The organism is Streptomyces sp. NPDC048483 (assembly GCF_040651455.1).
Classification (GTDB): Bacteria; Actinomycetota; Actinomycetes; order Streptomycetales; family Streptomycetaceae; genus Streptomyces.
Genome location: NZ_JBEZJZ010000151.1, coordinates 1 through 15,674 on the forward strand (window position 1 = coordinate 1; position 15,674 = coordinate 15,674).

At 71.0% G+C, this 15,674-nt stretch carries 11 protein-coding genes and 5 pseudogenes; 13 read left to right on the plus strand and 3 right to left on the minus strand.

Annotated elements, in window-relative coordinates; genetic code table 11:
- A partial coding sequence (locus AB0D04_RS39230) for a DUF1844 domain-containing protein (protein ID WP_362712191.1) occupies positions 1 to 294 on the minus strand: 294 nt, incomplete at its 3' end.
- Between the two features lie 327 nt (positions 295 to 621).
- On the opposite strand from AB0D04_RS39230, the gene infC reads away from it, so the two are divergent.
- The 8 genes from infC to AB0D04_RS39270 all read left to right on the plus strand — a co-directional run bounded on the left by infC (position 622) and on the right by AB0D04_RS39270 (position 9,586).
- The gene (infC, locus tag AB0D04_RS39235) at positions 622 to 1,335 is read left to right on the plus strand and encodes a translation initiation factor IF-3 (protein WP_362712192.1); all 714 of its coding nucleotides are present in this window, start codon (positions 622 to 624) and stop codon (positions 1,333 to 1,335) included.
- A gap of 122 nt (positions 1,336 to 1,457) precedes the next feature.
- Positions 1,458 to 1,652, plus strand: a complete 195-nt coding sequence (rpmI, locus tag AB0D04_RS39240; RefSeq protein WP_006607578.1) for a 50S ribosomal protein L35 — start codon at positions 1,458 to 1,460, stop codon at positions 1,650 to 1,652.
- Positions 1,653 to 1,756: 104 nt separating this feature from the next.
- Positions 1,757 to 2,140, plus strand: a complete 384-nt coding sequence (gene rplT / locus AB0D04_RS39245) for a 50S ribosomal protein L20 (RefSeq protein WP_046928929.1) — start codon at positions 1,757 to 1,759, stop codon at positions 2,138 to 2,140.
- A gap of 134 nt (positions 2,141 to 2,274) precedes the next feature.
- A complete protein-coding gene (locus AB0D04_RS39250; RefSeq protein WP_362712193.1) occupies positions 2,275 to 3,129 on the plus strand; it encodes an RNA methyltransferase in 855 nt (284 codons plus the stop codon).
- A 160-nt stretch (positions 3,130 to 3,289) separates the two neighbouring features.
- Positions 3,290 to 4,381 carry a PAS domain-containing sensor histidine kinase gene (locus tag AB0D04_RS39255; protein WP_362712199.1) on the plus strand — a complete coding sequence of 364 codons (1,092 nt, stop codon included), beginning with the start codon at positions 3,290 to 3,292 and terminating at the stop codon, positions 4,379 to 4,381.
- A gap of 154 nt (positions 4,382 to 4,535) precedes the next feature.
- Positions 4,536 to 5,660 (plus strand): phenylalanine--tRNA ligase subunit alpha, encoded by a 1,125-nt coding sequence (pheS, locus tag AB0D04_RS39260; RefSeq protein WP_362712194.1) that lies wholly within the window; start codon positions 4,536 to 4,538, stop codon positions 5,658 to 5,660.
- Complete coding sequence (gene pheT, locus AB0D04_RS39265; protein ID WP_362712195.1) at positions 5,660 to 8,185, plus strand: phenylalanine--tRNA ligase subunit beta; 2,526 nt, start codon at positions 5,660 to 5,662, stop codon at positions 8,183 to 8,185. The genes pheS and pheT overlap by 1 nt, the downstream gene beginning before the upstream one ends.
- Before the next feature lie 168 nt (positions 8,186 to 8,353).
- On the plus strand, positions 8,354 to 9,586 hold the full coding sequence (locus tag AB0D04_RS39270; RefSeq protein WP_362712196.1) for a PP2C family protein-serine/threonine phosphatase: 1,233 nt from the start codon (positions 8,354 to 8,356) through the stop codon (positions 9,584 to 9,586).
- On the opposite strand, the pseudogene AB0D04_RS39275 reads toward AB0D04_RS39270, so the two are convergent.
- Positions 9,574 to 9,684: pseudogene (locus tag AB0D04_RS39275) on the minus strand (3-hydroxyacyl-CoA dehydrogenase family protein); the annotation flags it as partial. The gene AB0D04_RS39270 and the pseudogene AB0D04_RS39275 sit on opposite strands and share 13 nt — an antisense overlap.
- Before the next feature lie 33 nt (positions 9,685 to 9,717).
- Between AB0D04_RS39275 and AB0D04_RS39280 the strand changes: the two are divergent.
- Both AB0D04_RS39280 and AB0D04_RS39285 read left to right on the plus strand, forming a co-directional pair.
- A pseudogene (locus tag AB0D04_RS39280) lies at positions 9,718 to 10,008 on the plus strand (MarR family transcriptional regulator); the annotation flags it as partial.
- Positions 10,009 to 10,220: 212 nt separating this feature from the next.
- On the plus strand, positions 10,221 to 11,783 hold the full coding sequence (locus tag AB0D04_RS39285) for an FAD-dependent monooxygenase (protein WP_362712197.1): 1,563 nt from the start codon (positions 10,221 to 10,223) through the stop codon (positions 11,781 to 11,783).
- Between the two features lie 256 nt (positions 11,784 to 12,039).
- Here AB0D04_RS39285 and AB0D04_RS39290 read toward each other — a convergent pair.
- Positions 12,040 to 12,778, minus strand: a pseudogene (locus tag AB0D04_RS39290) (Tn3 family transposase); the annotation flags it as partial.
- Between AB0D04_RS39290 and AB0D04_RS39295 the strand changes: the two are divergent.
- The 3 genes and pseudogenes from AB0D04_RS39295 to AB0D04_RS39305 all read left to right on the plus strand — a co-directional run.
- Positions 12,777 to 13,238 (plus strand): annotated as a pseudogene (locus AB0D04_RS39295) (hypothetical protein); the annotation flags it as partial. The pseudogenes AB0D04_RS39290 and AB0D04_RS39295 sit on opposite strands and share 2 nt — an antisense overlap.
- Positions 13,239 to 13,874: 636 nt before the next feature.
- Positions 13,875 to 14,297: a hypothetical protein gene (locus tag AB0D04_RS39300; protein WP_362712198.1), complete on the plus strand. Its 423-nt coding sequence runs from the start codon at positions 13,875 to 13,877 to the stop codon at positions 14,295 to 14,297.
- Between the two features lie 108 nt (positions 14,298 to 14,405).
- Positions 14,406 to 15,538: pseudogene (locus tag AB0D04_RS39305) on the plus strand (IS630 family transposase).
- The last annotated feature ends 136 nt before the right edge of the window (positions 15,539 to 15,674 follow it).

The following is a 15,674-nucleotide window of genomic DNA, read 5'->3' on the forward strand; positions in this document are numbered from 1 at the left end:
CGCCGCGTGGTACGAGCCGATCTCGGTGGCGCTGGCCGTGACCAGCCCCGCGAGCGCCTGGATGAGCTTGCGCGCCTCGTCCAGGTCCTTGTGCGCCGCGCCGTCCTCGGCGAGCCCGAGGTTGACCGCCGCCGAGCTCATCAGATGCACCGCGACCGTCGTGATCACCTCGACCGCCGGCACCTCCGCGATGTCACGGGTCATGTCCTCGAAGCCGGGGTTCGACGGCTCGGCTGCCTGCGCCGCCACGGCCTGCTGCTCCGGCTCCGGCTGCTGCGGGGTCTGGTCACTCATGTCCTGGGGCTTCACTTCCTGCTGAGGGGCTCGCCTCCAGCCTATGGCCCGCGCCGCCGGGCCCCGCGCCCGGGAGTGTCCGCCCGCGCGCGGAGCGGGTCCGCCCCTGCACAGGAGTGGGTACTGCCTCTTGACTCGTGTATTCTGGGTGGACGACCGGCCGGACACGCATGTGACCGGCCCACAAGTGGAGGCTCCGATCTCCCACCCGCACCGACCTCAGGGTTGGCGGGTCAACGGTCTGGCTGCGCCCCGCGGAGATTTCGCGGCGGTGTTCCTGATCCAGTTTCCGGAGCCCCGCCTGTGTTCCCGTCCGGGGCATTTTTCATGTACCGGCGCGGTTGGTCACACCGAAACAGACGTTACGCGGCAGTCCGCCAGGCCGTCGCGTGGTGCTACCGAGGAGGATCCATCAGCGCCGAGCCCCGCATCAACGACCGGATTCGCGTCCCTGAGGTGCGACTCGTCGGTCCCAGTGGCGAGCAGGTCGGCATTGTGCCGCTTGCCAAGGCCCTGGAGCTTGCGCAGGAGTACGACCTCGACCTGGTCGAGGTGGCCGCGACGGCACGTCCGCCGGTCTGCAAGCTCATGGACTACGGGAAGTTCAAGTACGAGTCGGCCATGAAGGCCCGTGAGGCGCGCAAGAACCAGGCGCACACGGTCATCAAGGAGATGAAGCTCCGGCCGAAGATCGACCCGCACGACTACGACACCAAGAAGGGTCACGTCGTTCGGTTCCTCAAGCAGGGTGACAAGGTCAAGATCACGATCATGTTCCGTGGTCGCGAGCAGTCCCGCCCCGAGCTGGGCTTCCGGCTGCTGCAGCGGCTCGCGTCCGATGTGGAGGACCTCGGCTTCATCGAGTCGAATCCGAAGCAGGACGGCCGAAACATGATCATGGTCCTCGGTCCGCACAAGAAGAAGACCGAGGCGATGGCCGAAGCCCGCGAGGCGCAGGCCGCCCGCAAGGCGGAGCGCCAGGGTGGAGTTCCCGCGGAGCAGTCCGTGGAGGAGCCTGCCGAGGAGCACGCCGAGGCGTGATCCCGTGGCGAGAGCCCCGGATTCATGCCGGGGCGCCCGCCCCGGACACAACCGATACATCTGACGCTCCCGCGGGCCGGTCCGTGCCGGTGGGAGCGCCACTGACGAGGAGAGTACGGCGCATGCCGAAGAACAAGACGCACAGCGGTGCCAGCAAGCGGTTCAAGATCACTGGCTCCGGCAAGGTGCTGCGCGAGCGCGCAGGCAAGCGCCACCTGCTCGAGCACAAGTCGTCCCGCGTGACGCGTCGCCTCACCGGCAACGCCGAGATGGCCCCGGGCGACGCCGCGAAGATCAAGAAGCTTCTCGGCAAGTGAGCCGCCGCCGCCCCATCTGCGAGGCGGCGTGCGACCAAGACCGGGACTTACATCGACTCGGGCCGCGTGACGACAACCGCGGCCCCGCTACAAGGAGTTAACAAGTGGCACGCGTCAAGCGGGCAGTCAACGCCCACAAGAAGCGCCGGGCGATCCTGGAGCAGGCCAGCGGCTACCGTGGCCAGCGCTCTCGCCTTTACCGCAAGGCGAAGGAGCAGGTCACCCACTCGTTCGTCTACAACTACAACGACCGCAAGAAGCGCAAGGGCGACTTCCGTCAGCTGTGGATCCAGCGCATCAACGCCGCTGCCCGCGCCAACGGCATGACGTACAACCGCTTCATCCAGGGTCTGAAGGCCGCCAACATCGAGGTGGACCGCAAGATCCTGGCCGACCTCGCGGTGACGGACGCCAACGCGTTCGCCGCGCTCGTCGAGGCCGCCCAGAAGGCGCTTCCGAGCGACGTCAACGCCCCGAAGGCTGCCTGAACTTCAGCCTGACGACGTTGTGACAACGTGGTGATGCGGACCCGTAGGCTGCGGCCTGCGGGTCCGCCGCATTTTCCGGCCCGTACCGCCCGTACCGGCCTCCCGCACCGAACAAAAGAAGCGAGCCGCCGCCCATGGGCACCCCCGAGCTGATCTCCCCGCGTTCCCCGCGCGTCTCCGCCGCCCGGCGGCTGGCGCGCCGCGCTTTCCGCGGCAAGGAGCGCCGGTTCATCGCCGAGGGCCCACAGGCCGTACGGGAGGCCATCGCGCATCGCACGGACGGCGAGCCCACGCTCATCGAACTGTTCGCCACGCTCGAGGCCGCCGAGCGGCACGCCGAGATCGTCGAGGCGGCCCGCGCGGCCGGGGTACGGGTGCACTTCGCCGACGACCGGACCATCGGGGACATCTCACAGACCGTCACCCCGCAGGGCCTGCTCGGCGTCTGCCGGTTCCTCGACTCGCCGTTCGAGGACATCCTCGCCGCCCGCCCCCAGCTGATCGCGGTGCTCGCCAACGTCCGCGACCCCGGCAACGCCGGTACGGTCCTGCGCTGCGCGGACGCCGCGGGCGCGGACGCCGTCGTGCTGACGGATGCCTCCGTGGACCTCTACAACCCCAAGTCCGTACGGGCCTCGGTCGGTTCGCTCTTCCACCTCCCGGTCGCGGTCGGCGTTCCGGTGGAGCGGGTGGTGGGCGGCCTGAAGGGCGCGGGCGTCCGTATCCTCGCCGCCGACGGCGCAGGCGACCGCGACCTGGACGGCGAGCTGGACGCCGGATCCATGGGCGGCCCCACCGCCTGGGTCTTCGGCAACGAGGCGTGGGGCCTGCCGGAGGAGACCCGGGCCCTGGCGGACGCCGTCGTACGGGTACCCATCCACGGCAAGGCCGAGAGCCTCAACCTCGCCACCGCCGCCGCGGTCTGCCTCTATGCCTCCGCCCGCGCCCAGCGCACCGCCGGAGGATGCCGCTCCGTATCACCCGCCTGAGGGGCGTCCGGCGGATCTCCTGGCACAGCCGACCCGAGCTAGTAGGGTGGCGTGCCCGGGGGCCCGGAAGGGGGTAACGGGGATGAGTGTGAGGACTTCCGGCATCACAGTCACTGCTGACAGCGGCCTGTCCGACGGGCCCGAACGCGGGCCGTCGGCCATGGACACCATGGACCCGGCCGCCCTGGGCCTCGGGCTCGGTCCCGATGATCTGCCCGACGGCCTGGTGGTGGCCGACGAGACCGGCCAGGTGATCTGCTTCAACGCCGCGGCCGCCAGGATCACCGGCATCGCTCCCCAGGACGCCCTCGGCCTCCCCCTGGACCACGCGCTGCCGCTGCAGGACGTCGAGGGCCGCCCCTGGTGGCAGCTGACCGCCCCGTACAGCGGGCTCGCCATCCGCCGCGGCCAGCCCGAGCGCAATCTGCTGCTGGGCGGCCGCGAGGTGCTGGTCTCCGCGCGCTACGTCCGCAGCCGGCCGACCGGTCCCGTGCAGCGGCTGGTGATCGCGCTGCGTGGCACCGAGGCCCGGCGCCGTACGGAGCTGAGCCACGCCGAGCTGATCGCCACCGTCGCCCATGAGCTGCGCTCGCCGCTGACGTCCGTCAAGGGCTTCACCGCCACCCTCCTCCAGAAGTGGGAACGCTTCACCGACGACCAGAAGCGGCTGATGCTGGAGACGGTGGACGCCGACGCCAACCGCGTCACCCGTCTGATCGCCGAGCTGCTGGACATCTCCCGCATCGATTCAGGACGTCTGGAGGTGCGGAGGCAGCGGGTCGACATGATCGCCGCGGTGCGCCGGCACGTCCAGGCGCAGACCACCGCAGGACAGCGGCCCGACCGTTTTCTGATCCGGATGCTGGAGCCGCTGCCCGATCTGTGGGCGGACCCGGACAAGGTGGACCAGGTGCTGGGCAACCTGCTGGAAAATGCGGTGCGGCACGGCGAGGGAACGGTCACCATTGAGGTCGGCCCGGCAACCGCCGCGACCAGCGCAGATGCGACGACACCAGAGGGGACGACCGTCACCGTGAGCGACGAGGGCCCCGGCATTCCGGAGGAGTCGATGAGCCGCGTCTTCACCCGCTTCTGGCGGGGCAGCAAGCGCGGCGGCACGGGCCTGGGCCTCTATATCGTCAAGGGCATCGTCGAGGCGCACGGCGGGGCGATCACGGTCGGCCGGGCGCCGGCCGGCGGCGCGGAATTCCGATTTAGCCTGCCCGTCGCGGCTCCGGCCTTCATGGCGTGAGGGACACAGCGGCGGGCGCCCCAAGGGGCTCGGCCCGGCCGCGTCGGCCGTCCCCCTTAGACTTGACCTTTGGCACCTTTGGCGCACCAGCATCGCGGGCGAGCCGAGGCGACGCGAGCCAAGCCAAGCCAGTCCACCGGAAGCACGGGAAGAGATGTCCGCACCCAATAAGTCGTACGACCCTGTTGAGGTCGAAGCCCTGAAACCGGAAGAGATCGCCGCACGGCTGGACGAGGCGCTGGCCGCCATCGCCGCCGCGGCCGGTCTTGAGGAGCTGCGCGAGGTGAAGGTCGCGCACGCCGGCGACCGCTCCCCGCTCGCCCTCGCCAACCGCGAGATCGGCGCCCTGCCCCCGCACGCCAAGGCGGACGCCGGCAAGCGCGTCGGCCAGGCCCGCGGCCGGGTCAACCAGGCGCTCAAGGTCCGCCAGGAGGAGCTGGAGGCGGAGCGCGACGCGCGCGTCCTCGTCGAGGAGGCGGTGGATGTCACGCTGCCCTACGACCGCACCCCGGCCGGCGCCCGGCACCCGCTGACCACCTTCATGGAGCGGGTCGCGGACGTCTTCGTCGCGATGGGCTACGAGGTCGCCGAGGGCCCCGAGGTCGAGGCGGAGTGGTTCAACTTCGACGCCCTGAACTTCCTGCCGGACCACCCGGCGCGCCAGATGCAGGACACCTTCTTCGTCCAGGGCAACGGCAGCCAGGGCGATGAGAGCGGCGTCGTCCTGCGGACGCACACCTCGCCGGTCCAGGCCCGTACGCTCGTCGACCGCGAGCCGCCGGTCTATGTCGTCTGCCCGGGGCGGGTCTACCGCACCGACGAGCTGGACGCCACGCACTCCCCGGTCTTCCACCAGATCGAGCTGCTCGCCGTCGACGAGGGCCTGACCATGGCCGACCTCAAGGGCACCCTCGACCACATGGTCCAGGCGCTGTTCGGGCCGGACATGAAGACCCGGCTGCGGCCGAACTACTTCCCGTTCACCGAGCCGTCCGCCGAGATGGACATGGTCTGCTACGTCTGCCGTGGCGAGTCCGTGGGCAACCCCGACCGGCCCTGCCGCACCTGCTCCAGCGAAGGCTGGATCGAGCTCGGCGGCTGCGGCATGGTCAACCCCAAGGTGCTCATCGCCTGTGGCGTCGACCCCGAGAAGTACAGCGGTTTCGCTTTCGGGTTCGGCATCGACCGGATGCTGATGTTCCGGCACAACGTGGAAGACATGCGTGACATGTTCGAAGGCGACGTCCGGTTCACCCGGCCGTTCGGGATGGAGATCTGATGCGGGTCCCGCTTTCTTGGCTGCGGGAGTACGTCGACCTGCCGGCGACGGAGACCGGCCGTGACGTACAGGCCAAGCTCATTGCCGTCGGCCTCGAGGTCGAGACCGTCGAGCGGCTCGGCGAGGGCCTCAAGGGCCCGCTGGTCGTCGGCCAGGTGCTGACCATCGAGGAGCTGGAGGGCTTCAAGAAGCCGATCCGCTTCTGCACGGTGGACGTCGGCGACGCCAACGGCACCGGCGAGCCGCAGGAGATCGTCTGCGGCGCCCGCAACTTCTCGGTCGGCGACAAGGTCGTCGTGGTCCTCCCCGGCGCCGTGCTGCCCGGCGACTTCAAGATCGCCGCGCGCAAGACGTACGGCAGGACGTCGCACGGCATGATCTGCTCCGGCGACGAGCTCGGCATGGGCGACGACGGCAGCGGCGGAATCATCGTGCTGCCGCGGGAGTACCAGGCCGGTACGGACGCCATCGAGCTGCTGGAGCTCGTGGACGAGGTGCTGGACATCGCCGTCACCCCGGACCGCGGCTACTGCCTGTCGCTGCGCGGCGTCGCCCGCGAGGCCGGCACCGCCTACGGGCTGCCGCTGCGCGACCCGGCGCTGCTGGATGTGCCGCCGCCGAACGCCGGCGGTTACCCGGTGAAGGTCCAGGACCCCATCGGCTGCGACCGCTTCACCGCCCGTACGGTCACCGGCCTGGAGCCCGAGGCCCGCACCCCCCTGTGGATGGCGCGGCGCCTCCAGAAGGCGGGCATGCGCCCGATCTCGCTCGCCGTCGACATCACCAACTACGTGATGCTGGAGATCGGCCAGCCGCTGCACGCCTACGACCGCACCACCGTGGACGGTCCGATCGGCGTCCGCCGCGCCACCCCCGGCGAGAAGCTGACCACCCTCGACGGCACCAAGCGGGTGCTGGACGCCGAGGACCTGGTCATCACCGACAACCGCGGCCCCATCGGCCTCGCGGGTGTCATGGGCGGTGCCAACACCGAGATCGCGGGCGCGGTCACCGACCCGGAGACCGGTGAGCTGCGCGGCACCACCGACATCGTGGTGGAGGCGGCGCACTTCGACGCGCTCGCCATCGCCCGTACGGCCCGCCGGCACAAGCTGTCCTCCGAGGCGGCCAAGCGCTTCGAGCGCGGCGTCGACCCGGAGGCCGCGTCCGCCGCGGCGCAGCGCACCGTCGACCTCCTGGTGCTGCTCGGCGGCGGCACCGCCGAGGAGGGCGTCACCGGGATCGTCTCGCCCCGCGGGCCGCGCACCATCAGCATCCCCGCCGGCCACCCGGACAAGGTCGCCGGTGTCACCTACGGCCGGGAGACCGTCGTCCGCCGCCTCCAGCAGGTCGGCTGCGATGTCTACGGGCAGGACGAGCTGGTCGTCACCGTGCCGTCCTGGCGGCCGGACCTCGGCGACCCCAACGACCTGGCCGAAGAGGTCATCCGGCTGGAGGGCTACGAGAACCTGCCCTCCACCCTGCCGAAGCCGCCGGCCGGCCGTGGGCTGACGGAGCGTCAGCGGCTGTACCGCCGGGTCGGCCGCGCGCTGGCCGGTGCGGGCTATGTCGAGGCGCTGAACTACCCGTTCACCGGCTCGCACGTCCTCGACCAGCTCGGCATCGAGGCGGACGACCCACGCCGGGACGCCGTCACCCTCGTCAACCCGCTCTCCGACGAGGAGCCCGACCTCCGCACGACCCTGATCCCGGGGCTGCTCGGCGCGCTGCGCCGTAACTACGGCCGCGGCACGCACGATCTGGCGCTCTTCGAGACCGGACCGGTCTTCCGGGCCACCGGCGACGAGAAGCCGGCCAGCCGTCTGGTCGTCGACCGCCGCCCGAGCGACGACGACATCGCCGCGCTGGACGCCTCCCTGCCGCAGCAGCCGCGGCGCGCCGCCGTGGTGCTCGCCGGGGGCCGCGAACAGGCCGGCTGGTGGGGCGAGGGACGCCCCTCGATCTGGGCGGACGCCATCGAGGCGGGCCGTACGGTCGCGCGTGAGGCGGGCGTCGAGCTGATCGTCCGTCAGGACCAGCAAGCGCCGTTCCACCCGGGCCGGTGCGCGGCGCTGCTGGTGCTCGTCGACGGCGAGGAGATCCTCGTCGGCAACGCCGGCGAGCTGCACCCGCGGGTCATCAAGACCCTCTCCCTGCCGGAGCGCACCTGCGCGATGGAGATCGACCTGGACCGCATCGAGCGGGCCGCCGCCGGACCGCGGCGCGCCCCGCGGATCTCGGCCTTCCCGGTCGCGACCCAGGACGTGGCGCTGATCGTCGACGCGTCCGTCCCGGCCTCGGACGTCGAGTCCGCGCTGCGCGACGGTGCCGGCGACCTCCTCGAGTCGCTGCGGCTGTTCGACATCTTCACCGGTGAGCAGCTCGGTGCGGGCAAGAAGTCCCTCGCCTACGCGCTGCGCTTCCGTGCCGAGGACCGCACGCTGACCGCCGAGGAGGCCTCGGCGGCCCGCGACGCGGCGGTCGCGGCGGCGGTGGAGCGCACGGGGGCGGCGCTGCGCGGCTAGTGGGCCGCTGTGCGTGATACCTGAGGGCCGTGCGGTTGCCGCACGGCCCTCAGGCCTTTTCCGGGCCCCGCCCATCTCACCCGATCGGGTGAGATGGCACCCATCGTCTCCGTAGGGGCACGCAAGGTCGCAAGAATCGTTGGCGATCGAGCTAGGGGGACCATCGGCATGATCCGGGCCTGGGCGACACCACCTAGGGGCGGCGCATCGGCGGGTGCGGTGCGAGCCCGGCAGGTCTTTCTCCTGGTGCTGCCCGGTGTGTGGGTGGCCGGGGTGGTGGTCTGGGAACTGTGCCGGCCGACCAGCGGTCAGCTGCTCCAGCTCCTCGCCGCCGCGCCCGCCATCGCGTGTGCCGGGACCGGCCGTCGGCAGTGTGTGCTGCTCGGCGGGGTCTGTGCGCTGCTGGCGCTGGTGCCGTTCGGTGCGGTGGAGCCCTCGGCCGGCCTCGGCACCCGGGCGACGACCTGCGGGGCGGTCCTCGCGGTGATCTGCGCCAGCTATCTGACGGCCGGCCGACGGCTGCGGCTGATGCGGGAGCTGGAGCGCAGCCGGGAGGTCGCCACCGCCGCGCAGCGGGTGCTGCTGCGGCCGCTTCCGTACCGCATCGACGGCATGGTGCTGGCCGCCGACCATCTCTCCGCGAGCGAGGGCGCCGTGGTCGGCGGGGACCTTTACGAGGTGACGGGGACCGGGTACGGCGTCCGGGCGGTGATCGGGGATGTCCGCGGGCACGGCCTGGAGGCCCTGGGCACCGTCGCGGCGATGCTCGGCAGCTTTCGTGAAGCGGCGCACGACGAGCCCGAACTGGGCGGTGTGCTGCGCCGGTTGGAGCGGGCGCACCAGCGGCATCTGCGGGAGCGGGCCCCCGACGGGCAGTCGGCGGCCCTGGTCGGGGAGGAGTTCGTGACGCTGCTGCTGGTGGAGGTGGCGCGGGACGGAACGGTGACGGCGCTGAACTGCGGGCACCCGTGGCCGTACCGGATCGCCCGCCGGACGGTGGCCCCGGTCGCCCCCGAGGAACCGATGCCACCGCTGGGGCTCTTCCCGCTGCCCGACGAGCTGCCTGCGGTCGGATGCGGGCGGCTGGGGCCGGGTGAGGGGCTGTTTCTGCACACGGACGGCGCGGCCGATGCGCGGGACGCGGCGGGGGAGTTCTTTCCGCTGGCGCGGGAGCTGCGCGGCGCCGTGGAGACGGTCGGCCACCTGCCGTGCGGGGTGGTCGAGCACCTGCGGGAGGCGCTGCTGCGGCACTCCGGCGGGCGGCTGACCGATGATGTGGCGCTGCTGATGCTGTGCGACGGCCGGCTACGGGTGCCCGACCGGGCGCCCGCCCGCCGCTGTTCCCCCGAGCGGCGGGCGGACGGTCCGGTACGCAACAGCGTCCCGGCTCAGTACGAGTAGAAGCCCGAGCCCGACTTCCGGCCCAGCCGCCCCGCGTCCACCATGCGCGCGAGCAGCGGGGGAGCGGCGTACAGCGGCTCCTTGTACTCCTCGTACATGCCGTCAGTGCGCGTGGCTACCGCTCCGACCTGACGCCGAACGATCTCGTCACCCAGATCCGCGGCTCCCTCAAGGCCGATCCGGCCGACATCCGCGCCGCTCTCGACGAGCTGCTGGCCAAGCAGCTGCTCGTCTCGGACGGCGCGCACCTTCGCCCCGCGGCTGCAGGGCATGAGCTGATCGCCGCCGCCAGCGCGGAGACCGCCCCCATCACCGTCCGCATCTGGGGCGGGATACCCGCCGAGGACCTGGCCGCCGCCGGCCGCGTCCTCGCCCTGGTCACCGAGCGCGCCGACGCGGAGCTTGCGGCGCTGACCGCCTGACCGCCTGACCACCTGATCGCCCGACCGCCTGATCGAGCCGATCGAGGACCGGCCGGGACACCGGCGGGCGGCGGATGAGGTAGCCGAGCAAGAGCGCGGACGGCCCGCTTCCCGTCCCTCCTCGCGGGGCCGGCCCCTTGACATTGCGGCGCCTGTTGTGGCTGGTCAGGGCGGTGAATGGGCCTTTTTGACCCTCGGTCATAGTGGGCGCCATGGACTATGACGTAGTGGTGGCCGGAGGCGGCCCGGTCGGACTGATGCTGGCCTGCGAGCTCCGGCTCGGAGGCGCGCGGGTGGCCGTCCTGGAGCGCCTCACCGAAGTGAACCCGACGATCAAGGGCGGGGCGATCACCACGCCCAGCGCCGAGGTGCTCTACCGCCGGGGCATGCTGCCCGCGCTGGCCGAGGTGCAGCGGCAGGCGATGGACCGCTTCCAGGCGTTCATGCGCGAGCGGAACGGCGGGGACGGAGGCGGGGCCGCGGGCCAAGGGCTCGGGTTCGTCGGGCACTTCGCCGGGATCATGCTGCGCGCCGACCTGGTCGACCGTACGGAGCCGGGCCTCGGCGACGCCGGACCCGCCGCCGAGATCGCTCTCGTGGCGCAGCAGGACATCGAGCGGCTGCTCGGCGGGCGGGCGGACGAGCTCGGCGTCGACGTGCGCCGGGGAGTGGAGCTGACCGGCTTCGACGCGGACGAGGAGGCCGTCACCGTGCGGACCAGCCACGGGGCCATACGCGCCGGCTGGCTCGTGGGCTGCGACGGCGGCCGCAGCGCGGTCCGCAAGCTCGCGGGGTTCGAATTTCCCGGTACGGACCCGGAGATCACCTGTCACCAGGCGGTCGTGGAGCTGACCGGCGCCGAGGACCTGAAGGTCGGCTGGACCGCCACGGACACCGGGGTGTACGCCTACGGGCCGATGCCGGGCCGCGTCGTCACCGTGGAGTTCGACGGCCCGCCGGCCGACCGGGACGCGCCGGTCACCAGCGAGGACCTCCAGGCGCGGCTGCGCCGCGTATCCGGCGTGGACGTCACGATCACCAGGGTGCGGACCGCGACCCGCTTCACCGACCACGCCCGCCAGGTCACCGAGTACCGCAAGGGCCGGGTGCTGCTGGCGGGCGACGCGGCGCACGTGCACTCCGCGTTCGGGAGCCAGGGGCTGAGCCTGGGAATCGGGGACGCGATGAACCTCGGCTGGAAGCTCGCCGCGGTGATCGGCGGCCGGGCGCCGGAAGGGCTGCTGGACACGTACACCTCCGAGCGGCACCCGGTCGGCGCGTGGGTCCTGGACTGGACCCGGTCCCAGGTCGCGGCCATGCGCCCGGACCCGCAGTCCCGGGCCCTGCGCGAGATCGTCAGCGACCTGGCGGGGACGGTCGTGGGCACCACGTACCTCACCGCGCGGCTCAACGGTGCCGGGGTGCGGTACGAGCTGCCGGGCGAGCACCCGCTGACCGGCCGCAGCACCCCGGACCTCGAACTCACCGACGGCGGCCGCCTCGCGGACCACCTCCACGGCGGCCGGGCGCTCCTGCTCGACCTCACCGACGACCCGGAGCTCCGGGCCCTCGCCGCGGGGTACGCCGGCCGCGTCGACACCCTGACGGCCGGCTGCCCCTCCCGCCCGGAACTGGCGGCGGTCCTCGTCCGTCCGGACGGCTTCACGGCCTGGGCGGCCGACGCGGGGGCGCAGGCGCCGACGTCGACGGCCGGGCTGGCGGAGGCGCTGGAGGAGTGGTTCGGAGTGCCAGAGAGTGCGGTGACGCCGTGCTGATCCGCCGCTCTGCTGACTGACTCGAACCACGGGCCGATCCCACCCACGGCCGCCGCACCCACCCGGTGTGGCGGCCGCCCGCACCCCAGTCCCGGCCCAGCAGCAGCCCGGAGCGCTCACCGGCTGCCTACCGCACCCGCCGCCACGCATAGCCGCCACGCCCTCCGCCGGTGTTACGGCTCCCGCACCCTACGAGCCGGTGACCAGTGCAAACGTCACCGCCGGGACAGCGGCGGTGACGGTCACCGCACCGGGGTCACACCTCTTCGGCCGTGTCCGGGTCGCGCAGCGGGCGCAGGCCGCCCGGCAGTTCGGGGAGCTGGAACGAGTACCGGCCGAGCATGTTGACGTGGTGCCGTATGAACGGGGAGAGGCGGGCCACGTCCTCGTCGCGGACGTCGAAGCCGTCCGCGCGCAGCTGGTTCACCCGCGGCGTCCATGTACCGCGTGTTGAACAGCACGAGCGCGTTGAGGACCAGGCCCAGGGCGCCGATCTGGTCCTCCATACCGTCCTGGTAGCGGTGGTAGAGCTGCCCGGCCTTGCCGTGGAAGATCTTCCGGGCGAGCGCGTGGCGGCCCTCCTGGAGGTTGGCCTGCACCTTGATCTGCCGCCGGTAGCCGGGCTCGTCGGCCAGGCGCAGGATGTGCAGTGTCTTGGCGATCCGCCCGTAGTGGGCGATCGCGTCGCCGAGCGGGGTGGGGCGTCCGTCCCGCGACAGCATGCGGATGACGTCGTACGCACGCACGGTCCCGGTGTGGAGGGACCCGATGATCCGCAGGATGTCCTCCCAGTGCCGCTCGACCCGCGCGAGGTCGACCCGGCCGCGGGCCGCGTCCTGGACAGCGCCGTAGTCGGCGGCCCGGTCGATGCGCCATATCTTCTGGTCCGGCAGGTCCGCGAGCTGCGGCGCGTACGCGAACCCGGCCAAGGTGAGCAGGCCGAAGACGATGTCGGAGTACGAGGCGGTGTCGGTGACGATCATCTCGGGGCGCTTGAACGCGTCGCTGGATGCCCTGGGGGCCCAGCGCACCACGCGCGTCGCCACACCGGACACCGTCACGATCACCCAGCACGGTGTTGCCGAGGCGATCCATCGGTTCCTCCCCGACGGTGTCGACATGACAGTGAACGAATGGCGGCCGGCGCACGCTGACCTGAACTGGGCGAACATGACCCGCCCGGAGTTCTGCCTGTTCGACCGGGAGGACCGGGGGATGGCCCCCCGCGGCCTGGATGCCGCGTCACTGTGGGGTAACTCCCTCGCTGTCCCGGATCTGCCGAGCGGGTCCGCCATGAACTGAACGCCGCACGACCTGGAGAGCCGGGACGGCAAGCTGATGACCCTGTTTGTCTGCGCGAAGATCCTCGCCCCGGATGCCCACCCTGAAGATCCCCGTCTTGAACCGGCACGCAGGATGGCGGCACAGATCGCGGAGCACCTTCAGAGGGGCTGATGGGCTGTCCGCTCGCGGTGGAGCCGCCGGTACGTGAGCAGCGTGCCAGCGTTGGCCTCGTACCGCAGGGAAGCGATCAGTTCTCGCAGATGAGAGGGGTTGTCCGTACCGACGGCGACCCTTCCCACCCGGGGTAGCCGATACATGGAGCTCATCGTCCTGTGGGACTGGTGAAAGGCGCGGAAGTGCTGGACGGACCGCTCCGAACCGTGGGGCTCCCAGGGATTTTTCAGGGACTTCCCGCTGAGTGAGCGAGAAAGGCCCTGACCGTACCGAAAGACACAAAGCCCCAGTTCAGGGTGTGTTCTGGGCCAGTTGGTGACGCTCACCAAGCCGCGCTCCCATGCGGACCACGTCGGCCTCGCCAAGACGCGCGGATTACGGGCCGGCGGGGGCGGCGAGAACCGCCCGGCGTTGGCGCCGCCATTGGCGCTGAACGGGTTCAACTCGCCCCAGAACAGCGCTGGTTGGCGGCGTCGTCGCGCTATCTAGTGCCGCATCAGGCAACGTTCACCCCGTCCTGTCGCCAGCGGGCGCGCCCGGCACAGACTGACGCAGGCATCGGCGCGGGCTGGGGGTCCCGAGTGGAGCCTCCACCTGCGCGTGGGGACACACCCCTGGCTAGGCTGTCGGCACATGGACCTGACCTTCCAGCTTCCGCCCAATTCCCCGCTGTCCGCGGCTGTTTCCGAGGAAGGAGGTCTACTCCCGCTGCGCGTCCCAGCCGGTTGGAACGTCATCTACAACACCCTGGCGGCCCGACGTCTGCCGGATGGAAGAGTCGAGGTCAACGACTCCGAGGACCTGTATTGGGCGTGTACCGCACGACCGCCGTGGCTGACCGAGCAGGAGGTGGCGGAGAAGGGCGGCCTGTGGGATCGGGAGATCAACATAGACGCCGGCTGGTACGACGGCTACGGCTTCCGCGTCGTCGTTCTCGACCCCGACTGGGACCATGTGCGAGCCTCGTTCACCACTTCCGACCTTGAAGAGTTCGTCGCCACCCTAGAGGGGTGGATGCAGATGATCATCCAGCGCGACGAACTCCCCAAGTCGTGATCTCTTCCAGGGCGTCTCCTGGCGCCTCGTCAGCTGCGTTTGATCGTTGCAACGTGACGTGACGTTCGGACGGTGGTGCACGCGCCGCAGTGTCGCCAGGCTGTCCGGGTGGCAGAACGAGTACGCGTCCGTGAGATCGATGACGACGAGGGGCGGCGCCTGCTGCGGATCATCCGCAGAGGCACCGGGTCAGTGGTGACCTGGCGGCGAGCCCAGATGGTGCTGCTGTCCGGGCAGGGCATGCCCGTGGCGAAGATCGCCGAGGTGACATTCACCAGCTCCGACCGGTCCGGGACGTGATCCACAACTTCAACGCCGACGGCTTCGATTCGCTCTATCCGAAGTACAAGGGTGGTCGGCCGAGAACGTTCACCCTGCCCGAGCGGCGGGAGATCAAGAAGATCGCGAAGTCCAGGCAGGCCGAACACCGCCTGCCGTTCTCGACCTGGAGCCTGGCCAAGCTGGCCGACTTCCTGGTCGCCGAGGGTGTGGTCGACGACATCAGCCACGAGGGCCTTCGGGTCCTGCTCCGCGAGGAGGGCGTTTCATTCCCACGCATGAAGACCTGGAAGACCTCCCGAGATCCTGACTACGCCGCCAAGAAGGCCCGCGTCGAGCACCTCTACGCGATCGCCGACGGCGAGGTCATAACCGAGGAATGCGAACCCGAAGTCGTCTTCTGGCTGGACGAGTTCGGGCCCTTGAATCTCCAGCCCCACCCGGGACGGCAGTGGGCCGAGCGCGGCGGGAAGCACAAGGATCCCGACCGCGAGCTCAGGCCCCGCCGCCGGGCGACCTACACCCGCCCGCACGGCGTCAGGCACCTGTTCGCCGCCTACGACCTGGCCCGGGACAAGCTCTACGGCCACATCAAGCCGAAGAAGAACCGCACGAGGTTCCTGCCGTTCTGCCGCTACCTCCGCAGCCTCTACCCGCCGGAGGTCCGTATCGCGATCGTGCTCGACAACTTCTCCCCGCACCTGAGCACGAAGAAGGACGCCCGGGTCGGTGACTGGGCCGCGGCCAACAACGTCGAGCTCGCCTACACGCCGACCAACAGCTCCTGGCTGAACCGCATCGAAGCCCAGTTCACCGCCCTGCGCTACTTCGCCCTCGACGGGACCGACCATGCCGGCCACAAAGAGCAGGGCAGCATGATCCGTCGCTACATCATCTGGCGGAACAAGCACGCCACCGACGAACGGCCACGCGAGGTCGTCGTCAGAGCGAACGTTGCCTGATGCGGCACTAGGGCCTGTGTGATGTCGTGATCAATCGGCTTCTTGCAGGAGATCTCCGAGCCAGATCATCGAGGCGCGGAGTTCGAGGCCGGCGAGGTAGCTCTCGGGCGTCTTGTCGAAGCGTGTGGCGATGCCG

Bases quoted from the DNA above. Each gene is read 5' to 3' on its own strand.
- infC (WP_362712192.1), top strand. From the start codon at position 622: ATGTACCGGCGCGGTTGGTCACACCGAAACAGACGTTACGCGGCAGTC.
- rpmI (WP_006607578.1), top strand. From the start codon at position 1,458: ATGCCGAAGAACAAGACGCACAGCGGTGCCAGCAAGCGGTTCAAGATC.
- AB0D04_RS39250 (WP_362712193.1), top strand. From the start codon at position 2,275: ATGGGCACCCCCGAGCTGATCTCCCCGCGTTCCCCGCGCGTCTCCGCC.
- pheT (WP_362712195.1), top strand. From the start codon at position 5,660: ATGCGGGTCCCGCTTTCTTGGCTGCGGGAGTACGTCGACCTGCCGGCG.
- AB0D04_RS39270 (WP_362712196.1), top strand. From the start codon at position 8,354: ATGATCCGGGCCTGGGCGACACCACCTAGGGGCGGCGCATCGGCGGGT.
- pheS (WP_362712194.1), top strand. From the start codon at position 4,536: ATGTCCGCACCCAATAAGTCGTACGACCCTGTTGAGGTCGAAGCCCTG.
- AB0D04_RS39285 (WP_362712197.1), top strand. From the start codon at position 10,221: ATGGACTATGACGTAGTGGTGGCCGGAGGCGGCCCGGTCGGACTGATG.
- AB0D04_RS39255 (WP_362712199.1), top strand. From the start codon at position 3,290: ATGGACACCATGGACCCGGCCGCCCTGGGCCTCGGGCTCGGTCCCGAT.
- AB0D04_RS39300 (WP_362712198.1), top strand. From the start codon at position 13,875: ATGGACCTGACCTTCCAGCTTCCGCCCAATTCCCCGCTGTCCGCGGCT.